Genomic DNA, 24,994 nt, shown 5'->3' on the forward strand with positions numbered 1-24,994 from the left:
AGATCAAGACAGACAACAGCTAAACGAGGGCTTCTTGAGAAACGAGGCTTTGATACATCGTTTGCATTTCGTCGGCAACCTCTTCAAAGGTGCGAACAGGTGCGATTCCCTGGCAAAGTTTTGCAACGATTTCGGGGTGAGTTGCTAGCTCAGAGATCGCATCTCTCCAAGCATTGACATCATTTGCTTTCACAAGCCAGCCATCAACGCCATGTTTGATGAGTTCAGCGATTCCACCCAGATCCGATCCAATGACGGGTGTGCCGACGGCATGAGCTTCTCGAACGACTAAAGGTCCGGTTTCAAACCATTGCGATGGCACTGCCAGTAAATCGAAGTTTGCGATCGCAGGGATGACTTCTTCCCGCTGTAAGAGGGGTTTAATCTGAATGCGATCGTCTTGTTCGGCAATTTCTTTGACGCGATCTAAGATTTTGCTACCCGAGTGAAACTTGCCGTGAAGTGAGCCATGTAACGTCAGGGTCACTGGAATGTCTCGCGGTAGCTTTTGCATAGCTTCTACTAAAATGTGAATGCCTTTTGTTTCATGCCAGCGTCCCAGGAATCCAAGCTTTAAGGGCTGACTCAGAGATTTAGGGGCAAAGTGTTGGTGCGGAATCGGCGAACCTTGAGGACAAAGCACAATCTTCTCAGCCGGAATGCCATTTCTCAGAAGCACATCGTACATCCAGTGACAAACTGCAACGATGCGATCGCACAGGTCTGCCATTTCCAAAACTCTGCGGCGATTTTGAGCGACTAAAGTTGGGGTTGCAAACGTTGTCCCAAGTTGACGAACGCGTGGAGAGGGAAATTGATGCAGAGATTTTTTCATCTGCTGAGCGAGATGCGGGGGCAGATGTCCGAGGGTTTTCGCGATCGTCGCAGGAACTTTGTCAGACATGCCTAAGCAGACTCCGCATTGAGCTTCATCAATTCTGCCGTCGCAAGGTTCGGTTCCGTTTCGCATCATGGTCTGACGTAAGCAAATTGGCTCTGGAATGTGGAGCGTCATCACTGTTTTCATGCCGAGTTGCTTGGCTAAACGCAGATGATGCGAGCCACAGTCGAAACGGTAGGAATGTTGATGAAAAATCGGGGCGGATTGCTGTTTGAGCCAGGTTGCAAAGGCTTCAAAGTGGTCGTGGGGGACAAGTTCTTGCCATTGGTCGAGGGGCGGATTGGTGGGAACAGGATAGCGATGGACTTCAGTTGTATTGTGATGGTAGAAGTGTGATTCATTGCCTTCGCGGGGAGCAGCCACGATCGAGTCAACACCTCGGCTGTGTAAGCAATCGGTGAGCTTAGCAACATAGACTTCGGTTCCGCCATAAGCATCGGGAGGGAAACCACTAACTGCGTGAATAATGTTCATTGTTTGGATTGTGGACGGCGAGTAATCCCCGATGTTGGGGTAAAACGAAGTGATTAAACAATCTGTGACAGTAAATTTTCTACAATCGGAGCCATTGCTTCGACACTGTAATGGGCTAAACACCGCTCTCTGGCTTGATTGCCTCGAACCTGTGCCGCGTCCCAATCTTGGAAAATCTCATTTAACCGCTCAGCAATTTGATCCGGCGATTGGGGATCAACAAGAAAGCCAGTTCCCGCTAAAATTTCTGGGATATCTCCTACCCGAGTTGCCAAAATGGGTTTTGCCATTGACATTCCCTCAGTTAGCTTGATCGGAAATTGAGCTTGCGCGGTCACTGTGTCACGCTGCGGAACGACGACAACATGCGCTGCTGCAACAATCTCAGGCATTTGCCAGAACGGAGCGGGTGGAATTTTAATCACCCAGTTGCCCCAGGTGTCGAGCAGATGCCGATCGTAGTCATCATAAGGACTTCCTCCAACAATGACTAAGCGCAAATCTGGTTGGTTCAATTTTTCTAACGCAACGAGGACATCTTCTAATCCTTTATGCGGACGCGATGCTCCAGGAAACATCAAGACTCGGTACTCTGATAAGCCATATTTCTGCCGACTGGCTTCAGCATCGAAACGGCTTGGATCAAACATGTCAGTATCTTTGCCGTTTGGGAGGTAAGTTCCACCAAAGCGTTTTTGTAGAAAGGTTGTATCGACTGTAATGCTATCAGCCTGCTGAATCATCTGCTCCATCCATTGCAAGTAGAGGAAATGATCTGGCGATCGCAGTGCGCCATCTTTTTTCAGTAAGTCTCGTCCGAATTGTTTGAGTCCAGGTCGATACTGCTTTTCACCAATCCAGCTCAGTTCCCAATCATCGATATCGAGCATGACTGGAATCTGCGATCGCATTTTTTTCAGTAAGCCAACGCCAAAGCTCGTCGGCTTCGGTTTGACGGCATAGATCAGATCGCCATCAATGCGATTTATCAGTTGCGCCGCAGTCTTAAAAAATTGCGGATATTGACCGCCCGGTAAACAGACGATCGGTAAATCAGTCGGCGGTTCGGGATAGATTTTTTCACCAAACAGAAATCCGAGAATTTCAACCTGATGATTGAGCTTTTTGAGAACTTGGGCGAGCAGATACGCACGATCGACCCCCCCTTTTGCAAAATTAGGCGTAAGAATAGAAACTTTCATCGTTAAGACGGAGGCAGCCCAACGAAAGCTAGTGTTCCCGCATCAAGCTTTGATAAAGCTGCATCATCTCTTGGGCGACTGCTTGCCGTGTTTTTACGGGTGAAATGTTTTGTTTGAACTGAGTAATCTTCTCTGGTTGTTCGGCAAAATCCGCGATCGCGCTTGCCCAAGCTTGAGAATCTGTGGCAGGCACAAGCCAACCATCGACTCCATGTTTGACTAACTCTTGAATGCCTCCTAAATCTGATCCGATCACAGGCGTGCCAGCAGCAAATGATTCCAGTACAACCAAAGGTCCGGTTTCTAACCATTGCGAAGGGACAGCCAGCAAATCAAAATTCGCGATCGCTGAACTAATTTCGGTTCGAGCGAGTGGTGGTCTGATTTGAATCCGGGCATCGTGTTGAGCGATCGCCATCACTTTTTCACGATTTGCTGCACCATGCTGATCGGCGTGAGTTGCATGAATGATCAACTCGACGGGAACATTCGGGATCGATTGCAGGGCTTCGACGAGAATTTGCACGCCCTTCGTTTCTTGCCAGCGCCCGAGAAATCCAATCCGAATGGGACGTGTCACCCATGATTTTTGAGGGATCGCATCGACTGAAACTCCGTGGCGACTCAGCACCAATTGAGATGCAGGAACGCCATTGAGGACAAAGGCATCGTAGAGCCATTGGCAAACGACGACAATGCGATCGCTCAATTTCACGACTTGATCAAACTGCTGACGCTGCACTCGCACTTGCGCTGGAGTCGCGATCGTCGTTCCTAATTGGCGCAACCGTATATCCGAAGATTGGCGTAAGCGATCGCGCGCTTGAGTTGCGATCGCACTCGGTAAATAACTCAATCCCTGGGCTGCCCAAGTCGGAACTCGCTTGGAAACTCCTAAACAAGCACTACATTTCGCCGGATCAATTTTGCCATTGCAAGCAGAATTGCCACCTTGCATCATCGTTCCACGTAAGCAGGCTAAATCGGGCATGTGAATCGTAACGACTGTTTTCATTCCCAACTGTTTCGCACTGCGTAAATGGGGAATGCCACAGCCTGCGGTTAGCGTGTGTTGGTGGTAAATTTCACCTTTGTGCTGACTCAGCCAGGTTTGGAAGGCTTTGAGGTCTTGAGCCGGGTAGCGATAGACCTCAGTTTCGTGATATTGCTCGATCGTGGGATCTGAAATGGATCTTGCTGCTGCAACTGAAGAATTCAAACCGAGTGCTCTGAGATCTTGAACAAGACCATCGAGATAGACTTCAACCCCGCCAAACGAATCCGGCGGAAACCAAGCACTGGCTTGAATTACGTTCATGTGGGCGAGAATCCTTCGTCTACAAGTTTGATTTGACCCGTTTGGATGTAATCAAAAATTTGATTAATCTGTCGCCGTTCTTCGGGTGTGAGACGTTGATTGGCAAGGAGGGCAGATGCGAGGTGGAGATGCTCGTATCGGTTGATCGTTTGAAGTTGAAGAATGCGATCGAGGATGCGCTGAATTGGAAGATTAGATCGATTTTGAGTTGCTCTTACCATAGAATCGTCGCTTTGCTGTCTAACTGGGGCACGTCAAACACAAGTCAAAATAAGACAAAAGTACGATGACTTTTATCCTTTTCTACTGTTACGCGTTTTTGCGGGGGACACACAAAGGTCGGATGAGAATTCCATCAAGACTTTGTAAAATCTTGAGAGGCTCTCGTTAGTATTGACGATTTCAGGCTCGGAACAAACACTGTCATTTTCTTTAGCTATATGCAAATTTATCGGATTTCGGCACTTTCTACTAACTATATTTTTCTACTTTACGATGCGATTCAGCAAATCGCGGCGATCGTCGATCCGGGTGAGGCAAAACAGGTTTTGCAAAAGGTTGAAGAATTAGGCGCAGAAGTGGTTGCCATTTTCAATACGCATCATCACTGGGATCATGTGGATGGCAATTTAGAGGTGTTAGCGCGATTTCCAAATGCGGTCGTTTATGGGGGTCGGCACGATCGTGGTCGAATTCCAGGACAGCAGGTGGAATTAGATGCAGGGGATCGGGTGAAGTTTGGCGATCGTGAGGCGGAAGTGCTGTTTCTCCCTGGACATACGCATGGGCATATTGCCTATTATTTTGCGCCAGTTGCCGATGAAGGGGGAGAGCTATTTTGTGGGGATGTGCTCTTTTCGGCGGGCTGTGGACGGCTGAAAGAGGGCACGCCTGCTCAGATGCTAGCGTCGTTGAAGCAAATTCGAGTGTTGCCGGATCGGACGCGGGTTTGGTGCGCGCATGAGTATACGTTGAGTAATTTGGAATTTGCGATGACAGTCGATCGAGAAAATTCGGAGTTGCAAGCGCGATTTGCGGAAGTGCGATCGGCTCAAAATCAGGCAACGATTCCGGCAGATTTGGGTTTAGAGAAGCGGATTAATCCATTTTTGAGATGGGATACGCCTGAACTTCAAAAAGCGATGGGACGAAGCGGAGACGTTGAAACCTTCGCGGCACTGCGTCAGAAAAAAGATCATTTTTAATATGGAAGCCATTCAAAATTTCGTACAGATTCGAGAGGGTCTTGCAACGGCTGGACAACCGACGATCGCACAATTTCAAGTCATCAAAGAGGCAGGCTATACCGTTGTGATCAATCTCGCTGTTCCCACTTCAGAAGGTGCGATCGCGCAGGAATGCGAAATTGTTGAAGCTCTGGGAATGCAGTATTTTCACATTCCGGTGATTTGGGATCAGCCGACGATCGCAGATTTTGAGCAATTCTCGAACATAATGCAGCACTCTCAACATGAATCCGTCTTTGTGCATTGTGCAAAAAATATGCGAGTCTCAGCTTTTGTGTATCTATACCGAAAATTGCACGAACACCTGAGTGAAGAGCAGGCAAAAGCGGATTTGCTAAAGATCTGGCACCCGAATGAAACCTGGCAGAAATTTATAGAAGCTGTTCAGAAAGCAGCGGTAACTTAATCGTAAAAGTTGCACCTTTGCCCTCCCCTAAACTGTTCGCTTGAATCACTCCACCATGCAGTTCGATCAAATGTTTCGCGATCGCAAGTCCCAAGCCTAAGCCCCCAAAACTGCGAGTCGAACTGCCGTCTTCTTGTCGGAAATTATCAAATACATAGGGCAGAAAACTGGCAGAAATGCCCCGCCCAGTATCGCTGATGGTCAGTTTCGCCTCGGTTGGAGATGTAGAAAGATGAATTGTCACGTTTCCAGAAGCAGGCGTGAATTTCACTGCATTGGATAACACGTTCCATACGACTTGTTGCAGTCGATCGCTATCGCCACGCACCATCACTGGCTGGGGATCGTGCAAAAAATCTATCGAAATGGCTTTCGACTCTGCTGCTAGATAAACTGTGCTGATTGCTCCTTCCACGACTGCCGCTAAATCGACAGGTGCAGCGCGCAGATTGAGCTTACCTTGCAGAATTCGAGAGACATCGAGTAGCTCGTCAATTAACGTGAGTTGGAGCTTGGCATTGCGCTCGATCGTCTCTAGGGCTTGTGCTGCTTTTGTGGTATCCAATCGCTGTGTTTTGAGCATCTGCGCCCAGCCCAGAATGGGATTCAACGGAGTTCTCAATTCGTGAGAAAGTACGGCTAAGAATTCATCTTTGAGCCGATTGACTCGTTCTAACTCTTCTGTTCGTTGGCGCAGTGAATCTTCTAAGCGTCTGCGCTCTCTTAAGTCCACAATAAATGCGATCGAATCGCGGCGTTTCTCTCCGACCAACACATAGCCAATCAATACAGGAACTCGCTGCCCATCTCGCCGGATGTATTCCTTCTCATAAGGTGTACAAGCTCCTCGCGCCTGTGCCTCCGCGACATGCATTTCATCCAAGGGCAAAAATTCTGGGGGGGTAATGTCGATCCAGTTGATTTGTCCTGCTTCAAGCTCTTGCTGAGTGTAGCCAATAATCCGTAGCAGTTCATCGTTGGCGCGATGAATTCCACCTTCCACATCTCCAAATAAAATGCCAATAATATTGGCATCTGCGAGGCGACTAATGCGGTCTTCTCGATCTTGTAAAGTTTCTAATGCTGTTTTTAACTGTCCTTCTGCATCCCGCCGTTGTCGGTCTTCACGATTGAGAATCTTCGCGGTTTTCCAGATAAATACCGACGAAATCAGAATCAGAATCAACACTAAGCCAGAAATCGCAAACGCTACATCATACCAGCCAAGCTTCCAGCCTTGTAATACGAGCCAACCTAACAATAATGGGAAAATCAGAATGACCAGCAAAATTCTTCGTGCAACGATTCCTCCGACTAGAGGACTGCTAATCGATTTCATCAGTCCTTGATCTGGCGCAATACAAAGCAGCGCGATCGCGACTCCAATAAATGCGATCGCAGTTGGAAACGCCATCGAGGGGGCAGACAGATCAATTTGATATAACAGTCGTACTCCGTAGACATATCCGATTAAGGCTTGGAGTGCAATCGTGCCAATTGCGCAAGCTAACCCTTGAAACCATCTTGCTCGCGATCGTCGAAACTTTAGCGCCAATAACGCGAGTCCAGTTAAAACAAAATTCACTGCAGCATTGATGCCAATTCGCTCCTCTTCCTCGGATGGAGCAAAAAACTGTCCTAGAGCTAAACTTTCATCAAAGGTAGATTGAAGCAGCGCGATTGCACCAATCAGTAGAGGCACGACTGCGGCAATGAATTTGAAATGATCTAAGGCTTTCGATCGCCGCTCGACAGGGGAGATTGTGAGAAGTAAAAATAATCCAGCTGCAACGAAACTGGCAGCAGCACCCGTCCGCATGCTCGTGGTTCCAACTAGCAGAATGTTTCGCAACCAGGAAAGATTGAAAAACCACCCAGCTAGAACGAGACTCCCAATCAACGTGATGACTGTACTCGCATAAATAGATATCGCTCTCCATTTACTAAGCTGAGAATCTGGGACATAAGACAGCAGAGGCGGCATAGGTGAACGCTATAACATAAACGAGCCGACAACTCAGATAGTTTGGGCTGTCAGGTTGGTTAATGAATTGGTAGGACTAAGTTTAGGACTTTTTTGAACTAAATCATGCCTAAAAATTGGTGCGGGTACGGGTGCTTACCTAGAATATAGTAAGCGTGATAAATTGTTCGTCTACCGTAGGGCAGAGTTGCGGGGTCGCTGTCATCCTTCCTGTTGGTGAAGTTGTGTTTAGTTGGGGCTGAAATCTGATCGCTATAATAGCCCTGCTGTTATAGGTTGTGATTTTGCATCAGCCTGCTGAATCGTCAAAGACTGGAATTCTTTATGCAGTTTTAGCGTACTCTGCGTGGGGACTGTTTCCGGTGTATTGGAAGTTTTTGGCGCAAGTGCCTGCGGTGGAATTAGTCTGTCATCGGATTATCTGGTCAGCTTTACTGTTGCTCGGACTGCTTCGGATACAGAAACAACACGCGAATTTTTGGGAACTTTGGCGATCTCCAAAACTTGTGGGGGCATTGTTCGCCACGACTGCCATCATTGCCTGTAACTGGGGTGTCTATATTTATGGGGTCAATACAGGTCGGATTGTGGAAACCAGCTTAGGGTACTACATCAATCCTTTAGTCAGCGTGCTGTTAGGATCTGTGATTTTGAAAGAAAGACTAAATCGAGGGCAGAAACTCGCTGTGTTGATGGCAGCGATCGCGGTTGGAAATTTTGTTTGGCATTTTGGACAAGTACCTTGGATTGCTGTCTTTCTAGCATTGTCATTTGCCACCTATGGCTTGTTTCGCAAACTGATCACTGTATCGCCGATTGTTGGGCTGACGGTCGAAACCTTGCTGGCGATGCCGATCGCTTTAGGGTGGGTTGGATATAGAGCGGTGACGGGGACAGGGTTTTTCGGGATGGATGGGCAGGTGACACTCTTATTAATCGGATGTGGAGTTGTGACTGCATTGCCGTTACTGTGGTTCAACAATGCAGCCAAACGGCTGAGGCTTTCGACGATGGGATTTTTTCAATACCTAGCTCCGAGCCTTCAGCTTGCATTAGGCGTGTTGTTTTATCATGAGCCGTTTACTACGATTCATGGTCTAACTTTTACGCTGATCTGGAGCGCGATCGCGCTTTATTCAGTCTCGTCGGTGAGCAAGCTCGCCGAGTAGATAAGTTGAATGAATGGTGCGATCGTCGCCCATGATGATTAAACTGAACAGTAAATCTGCGAGTTCTTCTAAAGTAGTCGGCATGGTTTCGGGATTGCGAAGGCTCATGATCGGGGTCGATCGCGGATCCATCACGATGAAGTCGGCTTCTTTACCAAGGGCAAAGTTGCCGATTTTGTCATCTAAACTGAGCGCTTTTGCACCTCCCAAGGTTGCTGAGAATAGGGCTTGGAACGGCGAAAGTGTTTGATGGTTGAGTTGAGCAATTTTGTACGCCTCGCACGCCGTTTTCAGCATCGAAAAGCTGGTGCCGCCGCCAACATCAGTTGCTAATCCAAGTTTCACCTGTTGAACGATCGAGCGTTCAATGTCGAACAAGCCACTGCCTAAGAAAGTATTTGATGTCGGACAAAATGCGATCGCAGAGTTTGCCTCTGCTAATCGTTCAAGTTCTAGATCGCTGAGATGAATACAGTGCGCGAATATCGATCGTTCTCGGACTAAACCGAACTGATCATATACATCCAAATAGTTTTGACAGTCTGGAAACAGTTCTTTCACCCAGGCGATCTCAGCCAAGTTCTCAGAAAGATGGGTGTGCAAATAAACATCAGGAAACTCTGCTAAGAGTTTGCCCGCATAGGTCAGTTGCTCAGGGGTGGAAGTGGGAGCAAAGCGAGGTGTGACTGCATAGAGGACGCGATTGTGGTGATGCCAGCGCTCAATCAGTCTTTTACTGTCTTCGTACGAGGATTGGGCGGTATCTTTGAGAAAATCCGGCACATTGCGATCCATCATGACTTTGCCGATGATCATCCGCATATTTCGGCGATCGCATTCTTCAAACAATGCTTCAGCCGATTCTGGAAATACTGCGGCGAGTACTAAAGCCGTAGTTGTCCCATTGCGGAGCAGTTCATTCACAAACACGGGGGCAATGGAGTCGGCATGGGTTTTCTGCTTGAATCGCCGTTCTGTGGGGAAAGTATATTTCTCTAGCCATTCCAACAGTTGTTTTCCGTAAGCTGCAATCATTTCCGTCTGCGGGAAATGGATATGAATATCAATGAAGCCAGGTAGGATGAGATGATTGGGATGCGATTGGATAGCAATGTCTGCATATTGGGCTTTTAATTGAGCATAGTCTCCCAGGTCTTTGATTTTGCCGTTTTCTACAACCAACAAGGCATCTCGAATATAGCGAACAGATTCGGATTCAGACGTATAGAAAGGGTCGGCAACGAAATCTAAGCAGGCACTACGAAAAGCTTTGACAGTCATTTAGAAAGGACTCTTAACATGCACCCTCTATTCTAGTGACTGATCAATTTTAAAAAGCAAAAAGGGAGACATCATGTCTCCCTTTTTCTTTAGGCATGCGGATGGCGAGACTCGAACTCGCAAGGCAATGCCACACGCACCTCAAGCGTGCGCGTATACCAATTCCGCCACATCCGCCTAAGCCTTATTTAGAATAGCAGAGAAGTGGGAATTTCGTAACAAGAATTTCGGAAAAAATTTTGAGCGGAGTCGAAAATCAAACGCTCAATTCCGGCATTCATATCCCGAATACGGTAGTCCGATGCGATATTGCCAGTCCGAATTTAACGCGCAAGTTCGATTCTGAAGCGCTAATGTTGTCGGAAAATCCCGTTTTCTCAATCCAGGCACGATCGCCCAAATCTCTTTGACATCCGCCGACAAACTTGCCAATCTGCTCCAAACTGCGCTGTCTCCTTGAGTTTTCGATAAAAACGCAAATTGAGAAGGCTGACAATTTTTGGGAGATTGTTGCTCAGTTGATTGAACCGCCAGAGCAAATCCTAAGCCGACCGCAATATCCTGAAAATCGTTATAAGCCATGACGATCGCTCGACAGTCTGGATCCGTCACGATATTTTGCGCTACTCGATCGGGAGTATAGGGCTTGAGAAAAACTAAGTTCGAGATTACGAATATACAACTGAGTGCGCCAACTCCATAGAGCATCCATTGCGAGCCTGCGCGCTGTTTCCAAAAACTCGCCCCAATTAATGCACAGACTGCCGGATAGTAAATAAAGTTGTATCGCGGCACTTGTGTAATATCTTTGCCGAGCACATAGACGATCGCTAAAAATTCCAGCAGCACTCCCCCGACAAAACTGATCAAGACCAGCGTTTCCCCATGTGTATCCGGATCTTTCCAGAGACACTTCAATCCGCGAATCATCCACCAAATGAGCCATCCTGCGAACAGCAGCATCGATACACTCGACAGCACAATGATCCAAGTCGGTTGAAACTCGACCGGAAATGCGACTACCATCACCAACCAGCCTGCCGCAAACTGATACAAAGGTGCTAAAAAACTCCACCAAGCAGTCTGAGACGTGGCTAACCAATCTGTTTCAGGACGAGTCATATGACTGATAAAAGTAGGCAGCCACGGCAACCCAATGGCAAAAATGCCAAATCCGGCGGCAACAATCGCGCCCCAACTCCGCCACCAAAACTTGGTCGCAGGTCTTAAGCGCATTTGCAGCACGATTAAGGCAAAAAACTGAGCGGCGATCGCGAGCACTAAAAAATAATGCACATAGAATCCAATGCCATTTACGAGAATCCACCCGATCCAAATCTTCGGATCGTGTCGCTGCTGGACTAAATTTTGTTGAATCCGAATCAAGCCCATCAATCCCGCGATTACAAACAGCATCGGAACTGTATAGTGGCGAGCTTCCTGGGAGAGATAGACCGCAAAAGGCGAAACTGCCATTGTCATGGCGGCGGCAATGCCTGCTGAAGTCGAGAAGGCGAAGCGATTGAGCCAATACACCCCGAAGAGGGCTGCAACGCCTGCAACAGCGCTCAGCGATCGCAATTTCCAGATCCAATTGCCGGGAGCAAATTGCACCCACTGATGCATCCAGCAAAAAAATAGCGGCGGGTGTACTGATTGTGTCGAAACGGTTTGAGCAATATTCGCGCAAGTGGTTGGCTTCAGTTGAAACAACTGATCTAAAACAGATAGATTAAAAAACTGCTCTAAAGGAACTTCACCATAATTCCGTCCAAAGCTGAAAATTGCGGTAATGACTTCATCCATCCACAACGGTTTGAGGTCGAGGTTCCAAAATCGCAAAACCCCACCGATCAGCAGAACCGCAATCAAACTCATCCAGTGCTTCAAGAGAAAAAGATCGAAACTCCAGCCTGAAGATTACACTAAAACCGGGACTCTGGAGAAAGGCAGATGCGGGTGATTGGAATTACAGGCGGAATCGCCATGGGCAAGACAACCGTTTCAAACTATCTTGCAACGACCTATCATTTTCCGATCGTCGATGCTGATCTAGTTGCACGCGAGGCAGTTGCAGTCGGCTCGCCGATTTTGTCACAAATTGTCGATCGCTATGGATCAAAGCTGATTCGACTCGATGGCACGCTCGATCGATCTCGCTTAGGAGCAATTATTTTTGCAGATCCAATCGAACGAGCGTGGCTAGAGCAGCAAATTCATCCCTATGTTCGTAAAGTTTTTGAAACAGAACGTGACCGTGCGACTGTGCCAACTGTGTTTGTGATTCCGCTGTTATTTGAAGCGCAAATGACAGATTTAGTCACGGAGATTTGGGTGATTACTTGTTCTGAGCAGCAGCAAATTCAGCGATTAATGCAGCGAGAGAAATTAAGTTTAGAGCAAGCCAAGGCGCGAATTCAGAGCCAAATGCCGATTCAAGAAAAGTGCGATCGTGCCACGGTGGTTTTAGAGAATTCCACTAGCTTAGAGGCATTATTAAAACAAGTGGATCAAGCCGTCGATCGACTCAGTTGACAAGGGGCTATCGTTGCCAGATAGACTGATCAAGGCACAATCCTCAGACAAAATTTATTATGGCAGCTACATTAAAACAAATAGCAGGTTATCTCGATGCTAAAGGCTGGAAATACCGAATTGATGAAGAGGGCAGTCGAATTTTGACTGGGGTATTCGGCTCAAATTTAGAAGATTTTTTAATTGTGATTCAACTCGATGAAGATGGCGAATTCTTTGAAATGTTTGCGCCACGAGTTTTAGCAGGCGTTCAGAATCATCCGCATAAGACTGCGATTTTACAAACCATGTTAGCGATTTCTTGGGAAACGAAGATGTTGCAGTGGGAGTATGATCCATCCGATGGTGAAATCCGCGCGATCATTGAGTTTCCGTTAGAAGATGCTCTGCTGACAGAACGACAGTTCAACCGCTGTTTGCTGAGCTTAGTCGAATTGGTTGATGAGTTAGCACTGCCACGCTTGAAAACAGTCATGGAAACGGGTGAAGATCCAGGCGATCTCGAAGAAGGGGAACGCCTCTTGCTGGCATTGCAAGAAGAGTCGCCAGGATTGCTGACGGTGCTAGAACGAGCAATGGAAGCGAGAAAGCGTCGAGGACGGAGATTGCCTTCTGAGGAGAAGGATGATGATGAATCGTTGGCTTAATTGTTGAGGGGGCTGAGTTGTAGTGCTGCTAGTGAATTCCCACTCTGATTACTCAGTAGATCGGCGCAATTCGCTTGAAGATAGTTGCTTCGTTGCTCACCCGCCCTGAACTGGAAGTTCGGGCTAACCGTGCCAAGTGGGTTGAAACCCACTGAAGAAGCCGTTTTCATTGGCTGTTAGTCCCAGAGCGGACTTCGCACAGTTAGCCCCGAATTCATTCCGGGGCGGGTGAGCAACGAAGCGAACGGACTCATCTACTGATTCGCGGGGACGAGTGCGAATCGATATCACCATTCAGCACCTTCATTTAAGCGAGTCCAACGAGCTTCTCGCTCAACTCCCACATGCGTTTTGCTTTTGCGTCATCAGTTACTTTTTCAGACAACTCTTGCACGAAAGATTCGCGTCCTTCTTTCTGCCGATTTCCCCAACTCCAATGCACGCCTGACTGCTTGAACTCAGGATCAGCGACCACTTGAGCAGTTCGCTCCCCTGCTAGCTCTTGCGACACATAGCCTCCCGTAATGTTCTTTTGGAACCAGGGGAAGACTTTTTGGAAGACGGGTAAACTATTGCGGAACAAGGGTGTATCTGCGACGCAGCCTGGATAGAGTGTGTTGAAAACAATGCCAGTCGAATCGTGATAGCGACGATGTAGCTCTCGGCTAGTAATCATGTTGCACAGCTTACTATCCTTGTAAGCTTTTCCTGCCTTAAAGGGTTTGCCATCAATCATCGCGATCGGGGCTTTGAATCCAGCTTCTAATCCTGACAAATCGCCCAAATCTGCTGGAGCCGGAATTGGAATCTTGCCGCCTAATTCTTTCGAGTTCGCCGTCACTGTTCCTAAGATGATCAACCGGGGATCATTATGAGTTGAATGCTTCAGATCTTCGAGAAGCAAATTGCACAAGAGAAAATGCCCGAAGTGATTGGTCGCAACGCTCAGTTCATAACCTTCAGGGCTGCGCATCGGCTCTTTGAGTAACGGCATGTAGACGGCTGCGTTACACACGAGAGCATCCAGAGATTTGCCGCTTTCTCGAAACTGGGTGACAAATTTGCGAACGCTGTCTAATGACCCCAGATCAATATGCATCAGAGTATAGCTATCAGGCGACATGCCGAGAGACTTGGCAGCGCTGTCTGCCTTCTCTAAATTTCGACAAGCCATCACCACATGCCAACCTCTTTTCACCAAAGCTTTTGCTGCGTACAAGCCGACACCAGAGGACGCGCCAGTAATTACAACCGTGGGTTTTTGATCCTGTGCCATTTTCTTAAATCTTCGTGAATCGTTGACTGTCTTCATGTTCCCACATGAGCGATCGCAGATTTCCCTTTCAGCTATTACAGAATGTTGAGTAACAAAATATTGCGAATAATCACGGTCTTGGCTGCATTATTAAAGAGTGAAGCCTGTTATTCTGTCTTCTTGCCCCTTGTTCTGCGTTTATGGATGCCACGCTCGCAACAACCTTACAAATTGTCATCACAGTGATGGCAGGAATTGGAGCGCAGGTCGTTGCGGAATGGGTGCAGATTCCGGCGATCGTCTTTTTGCTCTTGTTTGGGGTGATTTTAGGATCGAGCGTGCTGAATTGGTTGCATCCGGATCAGTTGGGGACTGGGCTAGAAGTTCTGATTGCGCTTTTGGTGGCAGTGATCTTGTTTGAAGGCGGATTTAATCTGCAATTGAGAGAACTGGGTCGAGTGTCCGGCAGTTTGCGGAATTTGGTGACGATCGGGACGCTGATCACAATATTGGGCGGAGGATTAGCCGCGCATTGGTTGAGTGAATTTCCTTGGTCGATCGCGTTTCTATATGCTGCGTTAGTCGTGGTCACAGGCCCCGTTGTGATTAACTCGCTGCTGCGGCATGTAAAAGTCGATCGACAAGTTGCGACGATTTTAGAAGGGGAAGGGGTGCTGATTGACCCCATCGGTGCAATTTTGGCAGTGGTTGTGTTGAATGTGGTTTTGAATGGTCAGTCGAATCCGTTCAACATTGCCGGAGATTTGATCCTCCGCTTAGGCATTGGGGGTGGAATTGGAGCCATTGGAGCTTGGCTCATGGGCGTTTTGCTCCGGCGGGCGACGTTTCTCTCTGAAGACTTGAAAACCTTAGTGGTTCTGGCTGGATTGTGGGGCTTGTTTGGGCTAGCACAGACGATTCGCAGTGAAGCAGGATTGATGGCAACGGTGGTTGCGGGCATCGTGCTGAGAGCGTTTGCGCTGCCAGAGGAACGATTGTTGAAACGGTTTAAAGGACAGCTAACGACTTTAGCGGTTTCGGTACTGTTTATTTTATTGTCGGCAGATTTGTCGATCGCTGGAATTCTGGCTCTGGGTTGGGGTGGATTATTCACAGTGTTCGCTTTAATGTTCGTAGTTCGTCCGATTAGTGTTTTCGCTTGTACTTGGAAAAGTGATCTCAATTGGCGACAAAAAATCTTTCTCAGTTGGATTGCTCCCCGGGGAATTATTGCGGCTTCTGTTGCGTCGATTTTTGCGATTCTTCTGACGCAACGAGGTATTAACGGGGGTGATTCGATTAAGGCACTCGTCTTTTTGACGATTATATTAACAGTCGTATTGCAATCCGTGAGTGCTCAGATGCTTGCGAATCTGTTGAAGATTACCGCAGAAGATACGACTGGCGCGGTGATTGTGGGATGTAGTCCTTTGAGTTTGTTGATTGCAAGATTGTTTCGCGATCGCGGAGAATCGATCGCGCTGATCGACACTGATCCAGACTCTTATCCTACCGATGCGAATTTGACAGTTTTTATTCGCAGTGCTTTAGATACGGATGTTTTAGAAGAAGCGGGCTTAGCTTCAGTGGGAACTTTTCTGGCAATGACAAATAATAGTGAGGTGAATCTGGTCTTAGCTCAAAGAGCGATCGAGGAATTTGCACCGCCGCGTGTGTTGTCGGTATTTCCGGCGGATGCGACGGCTTCGATCAAGATTCAGGGAGCATTTACGGCACAGTTTAATTTGAAAACTTGGAATCAGTTTCTCGCGGATAATGCCGTGAAGTTAGGAGAGACGGAGTTTGGCGAGAATTTTGAAGCACAACAGGCATATCTGCGATCGCTGATCGACTCTGAAACGGTGCTGCCAGTTTTACTCGAACGGGACAATAGTTTACAAGTTTGTCCTGCCGAGATGACTTGGCAAGTGGGCGATCGATTAATTTATCTCTTGCATGATCCCAAACCGAAGTTACTCAAAGTTCTCGGTGGTTCAAATCAAACGAAATTGACGTTAGAAAAACTATCAGAGATCGAGGAGATTCCGGTGCTTGAAGCCAGCGTTGACGAATCTTCGGTATGATTGATGGGTTGCATTCGTCTTGTTGAACTATGACTGCCTCGACTGGAATTTCGCTTACAACTTTGGCGCAGCAAACTCAAGCCGCAGCCCGTCAGCTTGCGGTGCAACCGACCGAACGGCGCAATGATGCGATCGCCAAAATTGCTGATGCGTTAGAAAGTCATGCTGCTGAAATTCTCGCAGCGAATGCAGCAGATTGCGAAGCGGCAAAATCAGATGGAATTGCATCAGCTTTGTATGCCCGATTGAAGTTAGACGAAGCGAAACTGAAAGCTGCGATCGTAGGCGTTCGAGATGTCGGAAAGCTTGCCGATCCGATTGGAGCGGTTCAGATTCATCGCGAATTAGATGAAGGCTTGATTCTGAAGCGAATTAGTTGCCCCTTGGGTGTTTTAGGCGTGATTTTTGAAGCCCGACCCGATGCGGTGATGCAGATTTCTAGCCTTGCGATTAAGTCGGGCAATGGTGTGATTCTTAAAGGTGGGAAAGAGGCAATTCGATCGTGTGAAGCATTAGTCAAAGCAATTCAAGAAGGACTATCACAAGCAGGAATCGATCCATCTGTGGTACAACTTTTGACTACACGAGAAGAAACGCTGGAGCTATTAAAGCTTGATCAGTATGTGGATTTGATCATTCCTCGCGGCTCGAATTCGTTTGTGAAGTTTGTTCAAGACAATACGCGAATTCCAGTGCTCGGTCATGCTGATGGAATTTGCCATTTGTACGTCGATCGAGCAGCGGATATTCCCAAAGCGATTCAAATTGCAGTTGATTCTAAAACGCAATATCCGGCAGCTTGTAATGCGATCGAGACGTTACTGGTGGATCAAGCGATTGCTTCAGAATTTCTCCTTGAAGCGGCTCCGGCATTTCAAGCTAAGAATGTTGAACTGCGGGGAGATGAACGCACGCGCGACATTCTCAACATTGCAGCAGCAACCGAAGCAGATTGGTCAACCGAGTACAGTGATTTGATTCTGGCGATCAAAATTGTGGATTCGACAGAAGATGCGATCGCTCATATCAACACTTACGGCTCGAAACATACCGAAGCGATCGCAACCGAAGATGCAAAAACGGCGCAGTATTTTCTCGATCGGGTCGATGCAGCAGGTGTATATCACAACTGTTCGACTCGATTTGCCGATGGGTTCCGCTATGGATTTGGTGCAGAGGTTGGGATTAGTACCCAGAAGATGCCGCCGCGAGGTCCAGTTGGGTTAGAAGGGCTAGTGACTTACAAGTATCAGCTAGTTGGAAATGGTCAAATCGCAGCAACTTACTCAGGCGCAAACGCGAAACCCTTTACACATCGAGACTTGTAGGAAGTACCCAGACGGGCACTGTCGATCGCTTGGCTCCTGGAAGACGATAGATTCGTTCCCTAAACAACAGGAGTTCCAAAGATGGCGATTGACGAAACCAAAATGGTGCAGTCGATTTATGACACGCTGTTTAATGCCTATACTAAAACCCCTCCAGGTGGACTACCCGCTGGCAGTCAGGCGGATAAAGTTTTTATCACGATGGTTCCGGGTGGAGAGCCGATCAATGTTGCTCAGTATGCAAATCCGGTTAGTCCGCTGAATCCACAAGGCATTCCTGCCGCTGCTGAAAACTTTTCTCGATTGGTCGATCGTGTGCCGCTAGTCAATGGCACGTTTGTAGACACAGGCAAGAAAGTTTCTGAAGTCTACAAACAAGTGGTTGAAGGTGCAAGTGTGACTCCGCAACCTGTCGATCCAGCACTCAAAGCAGCTTACGATGCAGCATTTGATCTGCTCAATGACAAAGGACAAGACTTCAACGATTTGGGACAACCGATCGAAGTCGATGTTGATTCGATGCTTTATGTAAACTACAAGCGCAAGCAAAATGCTTACATTGATGCAGTCGCTTCTTTTGTCGCAGAGTCTTCTAAGTATGACATGACGAAACCTGCGGATCAGCGAGCTTGGGCAATGTTGGGACCGTCGTTGCAACGTCGCTTGGTCACAGCTTGGAATGATTTCCAAACGGCTCAGGCGAAACGCGTAGAAGACGCGCTTGCAACAATGGCACAGTCTGCCACAAATCAGGTCGGTCGTGTGTTCAAAGATGCTCAAGAAAAACTGGTACTGCTCGAAAAAGGCAGCGCTCGTGATCAAGCTGAAAAGTACTTTGCAAGCTATGCTTTCCCGGCAAATTGGTACTCGTCGAGTGCTGCTCAAGGCTGGTCTTCTCTGAGTTTTACCTCTTCGCGCTATCAGTTAAATGAAAGCTCTAGCTTCAAGAAATTTGGCGGTGGAGCGAAGTTCAATTTGGGCTTGTGGAGTGTGGGCGGCGGAGCTTCGCATAGTGAAACTCGTCGGCATATGGATAGTCAAACTGATGATCTGTCGGTGAGCTTCCGGTATGCGCGGATTAATATCGATCGTCCTTGGATGAATCCGATGATCTTCGATCTGCCCGGTTGGAAGTATGGGGTCATGGGTAAAGGAAGCATTGCTTCGGGTAATCCGGCGACCGCAGATGGCAGAATTATGCCGTTGTTGCCGACGGGTTTTATTGTCGTGCGCGATTTGAAGATTAGCGCGACTTGGAGTAGTGCTGAGAAAGACTACATTAGTAAATCGACCAAAGGTGGCGGTAGCTTTGGTTGGGGTCCATTCTCGGTGGGTGGATCATATGAATCGAATTCGACGAATTTCCGCTTCCAGTCTGAATTTGATGGACGGACTTTATCGGCTCCCGGACTGCAATTGATGGCATTCATTAACGCAGTACTCCCGATGTCTCCGAAGGAATAGGTTACGCATCGAGTCGGGCAGTACTTGGAAAACCTCCTCTTTGATCAGAGGAATCGTTGAAAGTGCTGCCTGATGATCTGTTGATTCATCGACTGTGGAGAGATTGTGATGCCGATCGATCAAATTGCCCTCATTCAAACTGTTTACGATACGATTTTTTCAACTTTAGTTCAGCCTCCGCGACCCGGCGCACCCAATGCGCGATCGCAAGAAATGCTCTTAACTTTGGAATGGCCCGGTCAACAACTCGATGCCAGCCAGTACCAAAATCCCTGGACTCCTCAAAATCCCAATGGTTCGACTTTAGCGACTGAGATGTTCTCAGCGTTGATTGATGCGATTCCGCTGGTCGATGCAACTTATGTCGATTCGGGCGTAACCGTTGAGGAAATGTACGAGTTTGCTTTAGCCGCGAATGCGATTCCATTGCCGCCGGATGCCAGTGGTCAAGTGCCCCCCAATCCGGTGAATGTTACGTTGCAAAATGCTCGACAATTGTTTGAGCATACCAAGATGGCAAGTGTAATTCAGCCTGTTTTGTCATATCGTCCGTCCTATGCGACTCCTGGGAATTGGTGTGATGAAGCAGCCATGCAAACTTGGACGCAGATCAATGTCAACTCAAATCAGACGAAAAAGATCGCAGATTCGCCTTTTGTGCGCGTCGGAGGCGCAAAACGGATCAAAGACGGGATTTGGAAATTACCTAAAGGTGGCATAAAGCCAGGTGGAACGATTGAAACTCCGCCGATTAAAACATTACCAATCGATCCGGAAATTCTCCGTCGTACTCGAATCAATCCTCGTCTCGATCGTGTAGTTGCTCGTCCATTGAATACGGCGACGCTTGCAACGCCAGCAGTGACGGCAAAACAAGCGCTGCAAATGCAACATATCTCACCGAATCCAATGTTAGTCAGTCGGATTCGACCTGATATTTTAGAGAAAATCAAGCTGCGTCCGTTAGAAGATCGAGCGATCGATACCGAAACGAAAGACTTGAATATCTCATTCCGATGCTGTCGCGTCAATTTCTCGCGTCCCTGGTTGCTGAAATCGTTACTCGAAATCACAGGCTGGACGTTGCCAGGACAAGCGCCCGGAAGCTTATCTTCTGGAAAGTTAGAAGAAAATTTTGGCTCGTTTCCGCTGTTGCCGATCGGGTTTATTGCAGTGCGTGATCTAAAGATCAGTGCGAATTGGAGCAAAGTCGATCGAGAATTTGCAACGCAGGTCGCTTCTGGAAAACAAGCGATCGGGTTTGGCCCATTCTCGCTGAGTGGTAACTATGCCGAATCTGGCAGAACTTACACTTCAAGCTTTGATGGCGTCACGATTTCTTCGCCGGGTCTACAAATTCTGGGCTGGATCAATCTGGTGATTCCGTTCGCGCCGCCAGCATAGGGAAATTGGTTGACTGTGCTGTTTTTATAGCGAATCAAGAGTGGGGAGTAGGGAACTACAAAAGGCATCACACCCTACTCCCCACTCCCCACTTTACAAATGATTTAGGACTGTTACATCTAAATTAGACGTAATTCACAATCCGTGCAAACCCTTTCGGATCAAGACTTGCACCACCGACTAAAGCCCCATCAATCTCAGGCTGTGCCATGATTTCATCAACATTCTCAGGCTTCACTGAACCGCCGTATTGAATCGTGACATTTGGATTGGTCAACTTACTGCGGATTAATCCAATGACGCGATTGGCTTCGATCGCGTCACAAGTATCTCCAGTCCCAATCGCCCAAATTGGCTCATAGGCAATCACCAGATTCTCCTGGTCAACGCCGACTAAGCCGAGTTCTAATTGTTTGAAAATGACGGCTTCGGTTTCGCCTGCATCCCGTTGCTGCTTACTTTCGCCCACGCAGAGAATCGGTTTTAATCCGGCTTTCTGTGCGGCTTTCAGTCGTAGGTTCACGGTTTCATCGGTTTCGCCAAAAAATTGCCGTCTTTCGCTGTGCCCGATCACGACATAGCGCACACTCAATTCTTGCAACATCGCAGCCGAAATCTCGCCTGTAAAAGCCCCAGACTCTGCCCAATGAACGTTTTGCGCCCCAACTTGAATCCGACCGCCGTGCAAGTTTTTCGACAACACTGCTAAATCAGTAAACGGCACACACAGTAAAACTTCTCGATCGTCTGGTGTCTCGTCTAGCTGAGGCTTAAACTCCTGCAAAAACTCCAAGGTTTCTGCTTGAGTCTTAAACATTTTCCAGTTGCCAGCAATGATAACTTTTCGCACGGTTTTTCAGAAATAAACAGATTAAATTGCACTCTCCAGTCTACGGCTTTGGGGGGACAGTTCGATTTCGGATTTTAGATTTTGGGGAGAGAGTGGGGAATGGGGAGAGAGTGGGGAGTAAGAATTATCGCTGGTTTTCCTCTATCTCTCTATTCCCCTACTTCCTACTCCCCACTCCCCACCTCTTATTTAGAGCGCGATCGCATTCGGACGAATCTGCGCCCGCCAGTCTAGAGGCTCCGTAGTGAAGAGGAACTGCTGGCTCGTCGGAGTCTTGCCATCCATCAGCCAGATTGCCGTTTCACCTGTGATATTGTTGCGCCAGATCAGATCCGCTTTTCCGTCGCCGCTGGTATCTCTGGCTCCATTCACTGCCCAGGCCTGATTCGCGATTTGAGTGATAAAGCCTGCATCAGCGAGGGATGTTCCATTGAGGAGCCAGATCGCATTCTCGCCTGTTTGGATATTGCGCCAGACTAAATCTGCTTTGCCATCGCCGCTGGTGTCACAGACATCTGCAATTCGCCAGCCTGGAGTCGTGGTTTGCAGAATGAATTGCTGGCTGGTTGGGGTAATGCCATTCATCAGCCAAATCGCATTTTCTCCGGTGACATCATTGCGCCAGATCAAATCTGCTTTGCCATCGCCGCTGGTATCTCGGGCTGCGACAATTCGCCAGTCTTGGTTCGGGATTAGCGTAATAAAGCCTGCAGACGCGATCGCATTACCATTCATCAGCCAGATGGCATTCTCTCCGGTGCGGGTATTTCGCCAGACGAGATCGGCTTTGCCGTCATAGTTAAAGTCTGCGACATCGGCGACTTGCCACCCTGCTTCAACGGTTATCAGTGAAGTCGCGCTTATCCGATTGAAGCCATCCATCAGCCAGACTTCGGTTTCTCCGGTTGCCGAATTCACCCAGAAAATGTCTGCTGTGCCGTCATTGTTGAAATCGCGCGAAGCGGCGACTTGCCAGTTTTGACTCGCTAGGGTCGGGATCAAGCTGGTTGACTCGATACTTGTTCCATCCATCAGCCAGATCGCATTTTCTCCGGTTGAGGTGTTGCGCCAGAGAAGATCTGTTTTCCCGTCTGCGTCAAAGTCACGCGTTGAGACAATGCGCCAGTTTGCTCCGGTGATCGCTGTAAAGGCTGCCTCGGTGACTTGTGTACCGTTCAGGAGCCAGATTGCGGTTTGATTAGTATTAGAATTTTGCCATGCTAAATCGACGCTGTTATCGCCGTTGAAGTCGGGCAAGGCACAGTCGTTGTCGCTCATGCGGGTCAGTTTCACATTCAGCGGCAAATTCTGTGGGCTGAGCGCTGCATTTACGGGTGGATTCAAATTGATCTGGAGATTCTTATCCAAAACTGTTGGAGAATTGCTCAGTCCGGTGAGAGTGACGCTCCCGGTCGTTTGCCCCGCCGCGATCGTAATGAAGTTATTTGACAGTTGATAGTCAATTCCTTGGATGGCATCGCCTGAGATGAGTAAGGGAATCGTCACAGTTTGAGTCGAAGCAACATCTAAGGTCGCCGTAATATTAAAGCTGCCACTTGGCTTGATCACCCGCGTCCCGCCATCAAAATCGACGAGTGGAATGTACGGCCCATCAAATGTATTAATTGCCAGATTGTTGACTTCGTGGAAATTGAATTGATTGCCTGTGGACGCTGCAAAACCAAATTTAAACGTGCTAGGTAAAGCCCCATTGCGATCGCTTTGGGTAATGTTGAAGTCACTGATTAGTTTTTCATCGACTTCTAAGGTGCCATTGCCATTGACATCGAAGGAGACAGAGAGGTTGCCGTTGGGGTTGAGATCGATGCCGACTCGGCGACGGGCGGTACTGCGAACAGACGTGTTGACATCGATTCTGTTTCCTCCCGGCAGTTTTGCGTTGGTGAGGAATTGATAGTTGAGGGATTCTTTGCCGCGAACAGCGATCGTTTGTGAAGAGAATCCTGTACCGCCTGCTCCATAGCCAGTGTTGGAGAAGTTACCGAATTCATCAAAGCCAATCCCCAAATAGCCGCCTTCGAGTCCTGCTACGGTTGGAGATTGGGTTGAATCAGAGGAGTATCCTAAGCTACCTCCGACTGCTCCACCCCTCGTTGGGTTCGCCGCTCCATCAATGAGAAAAAAGCTAATGCCGTCTGCACCATTTCCGCCATAGGCGTAGAGATCAAATTGTACAGACAGTCCGCTGGCTGAGTTAATCGGTTGGTCGTAGATGACGAATGAGCCTTGATTTTGTGTGTTATTGGTCAGCCGCAGTACGCCATTTCCAGGGGTGTCTGTTCCTCCTCCGGGTAAGCCGCCTGCTGAGGCAGAAGCGTTACTACGAGCGGTCAAGATAGGCGGAAGTGCCCCGTCTCGACTGGTTCCAAAGAGCCAGTTCAATTGGCTGACATCTGCGTTTGCGAAAGATTCGGTTAAGATGCTTTGTCCCGGCATGATTCACCCAACAATTTTTGTGTCCATTGATTTGATTACTTAACCATTCTTGGGCACTGTTCTCTAGCGGGTTCGTGAGCTTATGAGTAATTTTTTATACCGAAATGCTCAGTACAGAGTTTCCTGTACCGCTTCTCTACGCTCGTGAACACAGTCTAAAACTGATTTTGATTTCTAAAAGAATTTACGGAGAACCTGCGGTCATCGCAGTCTGCACGGCTGCAATGCTGACGGTTTGATAGATCGATTTCAGGGTTTCCATTGCGGCTTGATTTGCGGGTGGCTCGATGGGGAGAAGTCCGAGTACATCCAGCACAGTTTCGCTGCTAGGAGGCGGGGTAATGACGATGAGAGATGATTCCAGTTGTTCGTCGTAGTTCCAAAGTCGATCGCGATCGAGCGGGGTTGTAGGACGGACTGCCGCAATTTCAGTCTGAGGTTCGTCACTGCCAGAACTGCGAATTTTTCGCAAGGCACTGATGATTTCTTCTTTGCTGCGTCCGCGCAGTTGGAAGAGAACGAATGGATCTTCGCTAAAGCGATCGCCAAGTAAATAGTAAACGGCTCCGATATGTTTACAAGGATTTGCAGGATCGGGGCACGAACAACGGCTGTGAATATCGAATTTATTGAATGGAAAAAGGCTTAAGCCATTCGCAGTAAAGACATCTTGAATGTTTTGGGGCATTTCGCCAGCAAGCAGTTTTGCCGAGAAGATGGCGCGTTCTGCCATCGATTCGATGATGTAGCTCCATTGTTCGTCGGTAAAGCGATCGAGCGAAAACGAGACTTCATACGGTTCGGGTGCAGTTCCTTGAACCATCGCTTTTACTTTCGCGCCAACGAAGTCAAGGCTTAACACATTGCCTTGTCGGGCATAGTTGCGGGCGCGAGCTAATCGCTGAGTGAATCCGATACGCTCTAGAACTTCGATCCACTGTTCTGTCCACCATTCTCGATTGGGAGGTGAATAACTATCTGTCATGGT

The 24,994-nt window shown here is 48.1% G+C and carries 20 protein-coding genes and 1 tRNA gene; 9 read left to right on the forward strand and 12 right to left on the reverse strand.

Going from position 1 to position 24,994, the window contains the following annotated elements; all coding sequences use genetic code 11:
- Nucleotides 1-19 precede the first annotated feature (19 nt).
- From LEPBO_RS0126475 to LEPBO_RS0126490, 4 genes are read right to left on the reverse strand one after another with little or no spacing between them, the layout of a single operon-like run.
- Entirely contained in the window at nt 20-1,375 is a 1,356-nt protein-coding gene (locus LEPBO_RS0126475) for a glycosyltransferase (protein WP_017290613.1), read from the reverse strand.
- Nucleotides 1,376-1,428: 53 nt separating this feature from the next.
- Nucleotides 1,429-2,577: a glycosyltransferase gene (locus LEPBO_RS0126480; RefSeq protein WP_017290614.1), complete on the reverse strand. Its 1,149-nt coding sequence runs from the start codon at nt 2,575-2,577 to the stop codon at nt 1,429-1,431.
- Nucleotides 2,578-2,605: 28 nt separating this feature from the next.
- Entirely contained in the window at nt 2,606-3,895 is a 1,290-nt protein-coding gene (locus tag LEPBO_RS0126485) for a glycosyltransferase (RefSeq protein ID WP_017290615.1), read from the reverse strand.
- The gene (locus LEPBO_RS0126490; protein WP_017290616.1) at nt 3,892-4,116 is read right to left on the reverse strand and encodes a hypothetical protein; all 225 of its coding nucleotides are present in this window, start codon (nt 4,114-4,116) and stop codon (nt 3,892-3,894) included. The genes LEPBO_RS0126485 and LEPBO_RS0126490 overlap by 4 nt, the downstream gene beginning before the upstream one ends.
- 219 nt (nt 4,117-4,335) lie before the next feature.
- On the opposite strand from LEPBO_RS0126490, the gene gloB reads away from it, so the two are divergent.
- Both gloB and LEPBO_RS0126500 read left to right on the forward strand, forming a co-directional pair.
- Nucleotides 4,336-5,100 carry a hydroxyacylglutathione hydrolase gene (gloB, locus tag LEPBO_RS0126495; RefSeq protein WP_017290617.1) on the forward strand — a complete coding sequence of 255 codons (765 nt, stop codon included), beginning with the start codon at nt 4,336-4,338 and terminating at the stop codon, nt 5,098-5,100.
- Nucleotide 5,101: 1 nt separating this feature from the next.
- Nucleotides 5,102-5,548, forward strand: a complete 447-nt coding sequence (locus tag LEPBO_RS0126500) for a protein tyrosine phosphatase family protein (RefSeq protein WP_017290618.1) — start codon at nt 5,102-5,104, stop codon at nt 5,546-5,548.
- Here the strand turns inward: LEPBO_RS0126500 and LEPBO_RS40380 are convergent.
- Nucleotides 5,514-7,532 carry a sensor histidine kinase gene (locus LEPBO_RS40380; protein WP_017290619.1) on the reverse strand — a complete coding sequence of 673 codons (2,019 nt, stop codon included), beginning with the start codon at nt 7,530-7,532 and terminating at the stop codon, nt 5,514-5,516. The two genes, LEPBO_RS0126500 and LEPBO_RS40380, sit on opposite strands and share 35 nt — an antisense overlap.
- Nucleotides 7,533-7,810: 278 nt before the next feature.
- Here LEPBO_RS40380 and rarD point away from each other — a divergent pair, with 278 nt between their 5' ends.
- The gene (rarD, locus tag LEPBO_RS0126510; RefSeq protein WP_017290620.1) at nt 7,811-8,701 is read left to right on the forward strand and encodes an EamA family transporter RarD; all 891 of its coding nucleotides are present in this window, start codon (nt 7,811-7,813) and stop codon (nt 8,699-8,701) included.
- Here rarD and guaD read toward each other — a convergent pair.
- The 3 genes from guaD to LEPBO_RS0126525 all read right to left on the reverse strand — a co-directional run bounded on the left by guaD (nt 8,669) and on the right by LEPBO_RS0126525 (nt 11,860).
- Nucleotides 8,669-9,982, reverse strand: coding sequence for a guanine deaminase (guaD, locus tag LEPBO_RS0126515; protein WP_017290621.1), 1,314 nt, complete (start codon nt 9,980-9,982; stop codon nt 8,669-8,671). The genes rarD and guaD overlap by 33 nt on opposite strands.
- 96 nt (nt 9,983-10,078) lie before the next feature.
- Nucleotides 10,079-10,159: transfer RNA gene (locus tag LEPBO_RS0126520), tRNA-Leu, on the reverse strand.
- Between the two features lie 87 nt (nt 10,160-10,246).
- Nucleotides 10,247-11,860, reverse strand: coding sequence for a glycosyltransferase family 39 protein (locus tag LEPBO_RS0126525; protein ID WP_017290622.1), 1,614 nt, complete (start codon nt 11,858-11,860; stop codon nt 10,247-10,249).
- A gap of 75 nt (nt 11,861-11,935) precedes the next feature.
- On the opposite strand from LEPBO_RS0126525, the gene coaE reads away from it, so the two are divergent.
- Together coaE and LEPBO_RS0126535 are read left to right on the forward strand one after the other, a co-directional pair.
- Entirely contained in the window at nt 11,936-12,517 is a 582-nt protein-coding gene (gene coaE, locus LEPBO_RS0126530; protein ID WP_017290623.1) for a dephospho-CoA kinase, read from the forward strand.
- Nucleotides 12,518-12,576: 59 nt separating this feature from the next.
- Nucleotides 12,577-13,164 carry a hypothetical protein gene (locus LEPBO_RS0126535; RefSeq protein WP_017290624.1) on the forward strand — a complete coding sequence of 196 codons (588 nt, stop codon included), beginning with the start codon at nt 12,577-12,579 and terminating at the stop codon, nt 13,162-13,164.
- A gap of 307 nt (nt 13,165-13,471) precedes the next feature.
- Here the strand turns inward: LEPBO_RS0126535 and LEPBO_RS0126540 are convergent, their stop codons facing one another.
- Nucleotides 13,472-14,440: a protochlorophyllide reductase gene (locus LEPBO_RS0126540; protein ID WP_017290625.1), complete on the reverse strand. Its 969-nt coding sequence runs from the start codon at nt 14,438-14,440 to the stop codon at nt 13,472-13,474.
- Nucleotides 14,441-14,619: 179 nt separating this feature from the next.
- Here LEPBO_RS0126540 and LEPBO_RS0126545 point away from each other — a divergent pair, with 179 nt between their 5' ends.
- From LEPBO_RS0126545 to LEPBO_RS0126560, 4 genes are all read left to right on the forward strand, one after another.
- Nucleotides 14,620-16,503, forward strand: coding sequence for a cation:proton antiporter (locus tag LEPBO_RS0126545; protein WP_017290626.1), 1,884 nt, complete (start codon nt 14,620-14,622; stop codon nt 16,501-16,503).
- Nucleotides 16,504-16,532: 29 nt separating this feature from the next.
- Complete coding sequence (locus tag LEPBO_RS0126550) at nt 16,533-17,831, forward strand: glutamate-5-semialdehyde dehydrogenase (RefSeq protein WP_017290627.1); 1,299 nt, start codon at nt 16,533-16,535, stop codon at nt 17,829-17,831.
- An 81-nt stretch (nt 17,832-17,912) separates the two neighbouring features.
- Nucleotides 17,913-19,295: a hypothetical protein gene (locus tag LEPBO_RS0126555; protein WP_017290628.1), complete on the forward strand. Its 1,383-nt coding sequence runs from the start codon at nt 17,913-17,915 to the stop codon at nt 19,293-19,295.
- 108 nt (nt 19,296-19,403) lie between these two features.
- Complete coding sequence (locus tag LEPBO_RS0126560) at nt 19,404-20,699, forward strand: hypothetical protein (protein ID WP_017290629.1); 1,296 nt, start codon at nt 19,404-19,406, stop codon at nt 20,697-20,699.
- Nucleotides 20,700-20,823: 124 nt separating this feature from the next.
- Here LEPBO_RS0126560 and tpiA read toward each other — a convergent pair whose 3' ends face one another.
- From tpiA to LEPBO_RS0126575, 3 genes are all read right to left on the reverse strand, one after another.
- Nucleotides 20,824-21,549: a triose-phosphate isomerase gene (gene tpiA, locus LEPBO_RS0126565; protein ID WP_017290630.1), complete on the reverse strand. Its 726-nt coding sequence runs from the start codon at nt 21,547-21,549 to the stop codon at nt 20,824-20,826.
- A 189-nt stretch (nt 21,550-21,738) separates the two neighbouring features.
- On the reverse strand, nt 21,739-24,006 hold the full coding sequence (locus LEPBO_RS40385; RefSeq protein ID WP_017290631.1) for an FG-GAP-like repeat-containing protein: 2,268 nt from the start codon (nt 24,004-24,006) through the stop codon (nt 21,739-21,741).
- 184 nt (nt 24,007-24,190) lie between these two features.
- Nucleotides 24,191-24,991, reverse strand: coding sequence for an SWIM zinc finger family protein (locus LEPBO_RS0126575; protein WP_017290632.1), 801 nt, complete (start codon nt 24,989-24,991; stop codon nt 24,191-24,193).
- Nucleotides 24,992-24,994 lie beyond the last annotated feature (3 nt).

Source organism: Leptolyngbya boryana PCC 6306 (assembly GCF_000353285.1).
GTDB classification, from domain to species: domain Bacteria; phylum Cyanobacteriota; class Cyanobacteriia; order Leptolyngbyales; family Leptolyngbyaceae; genus Leptolyngbya; species Leptolyngbya boryana.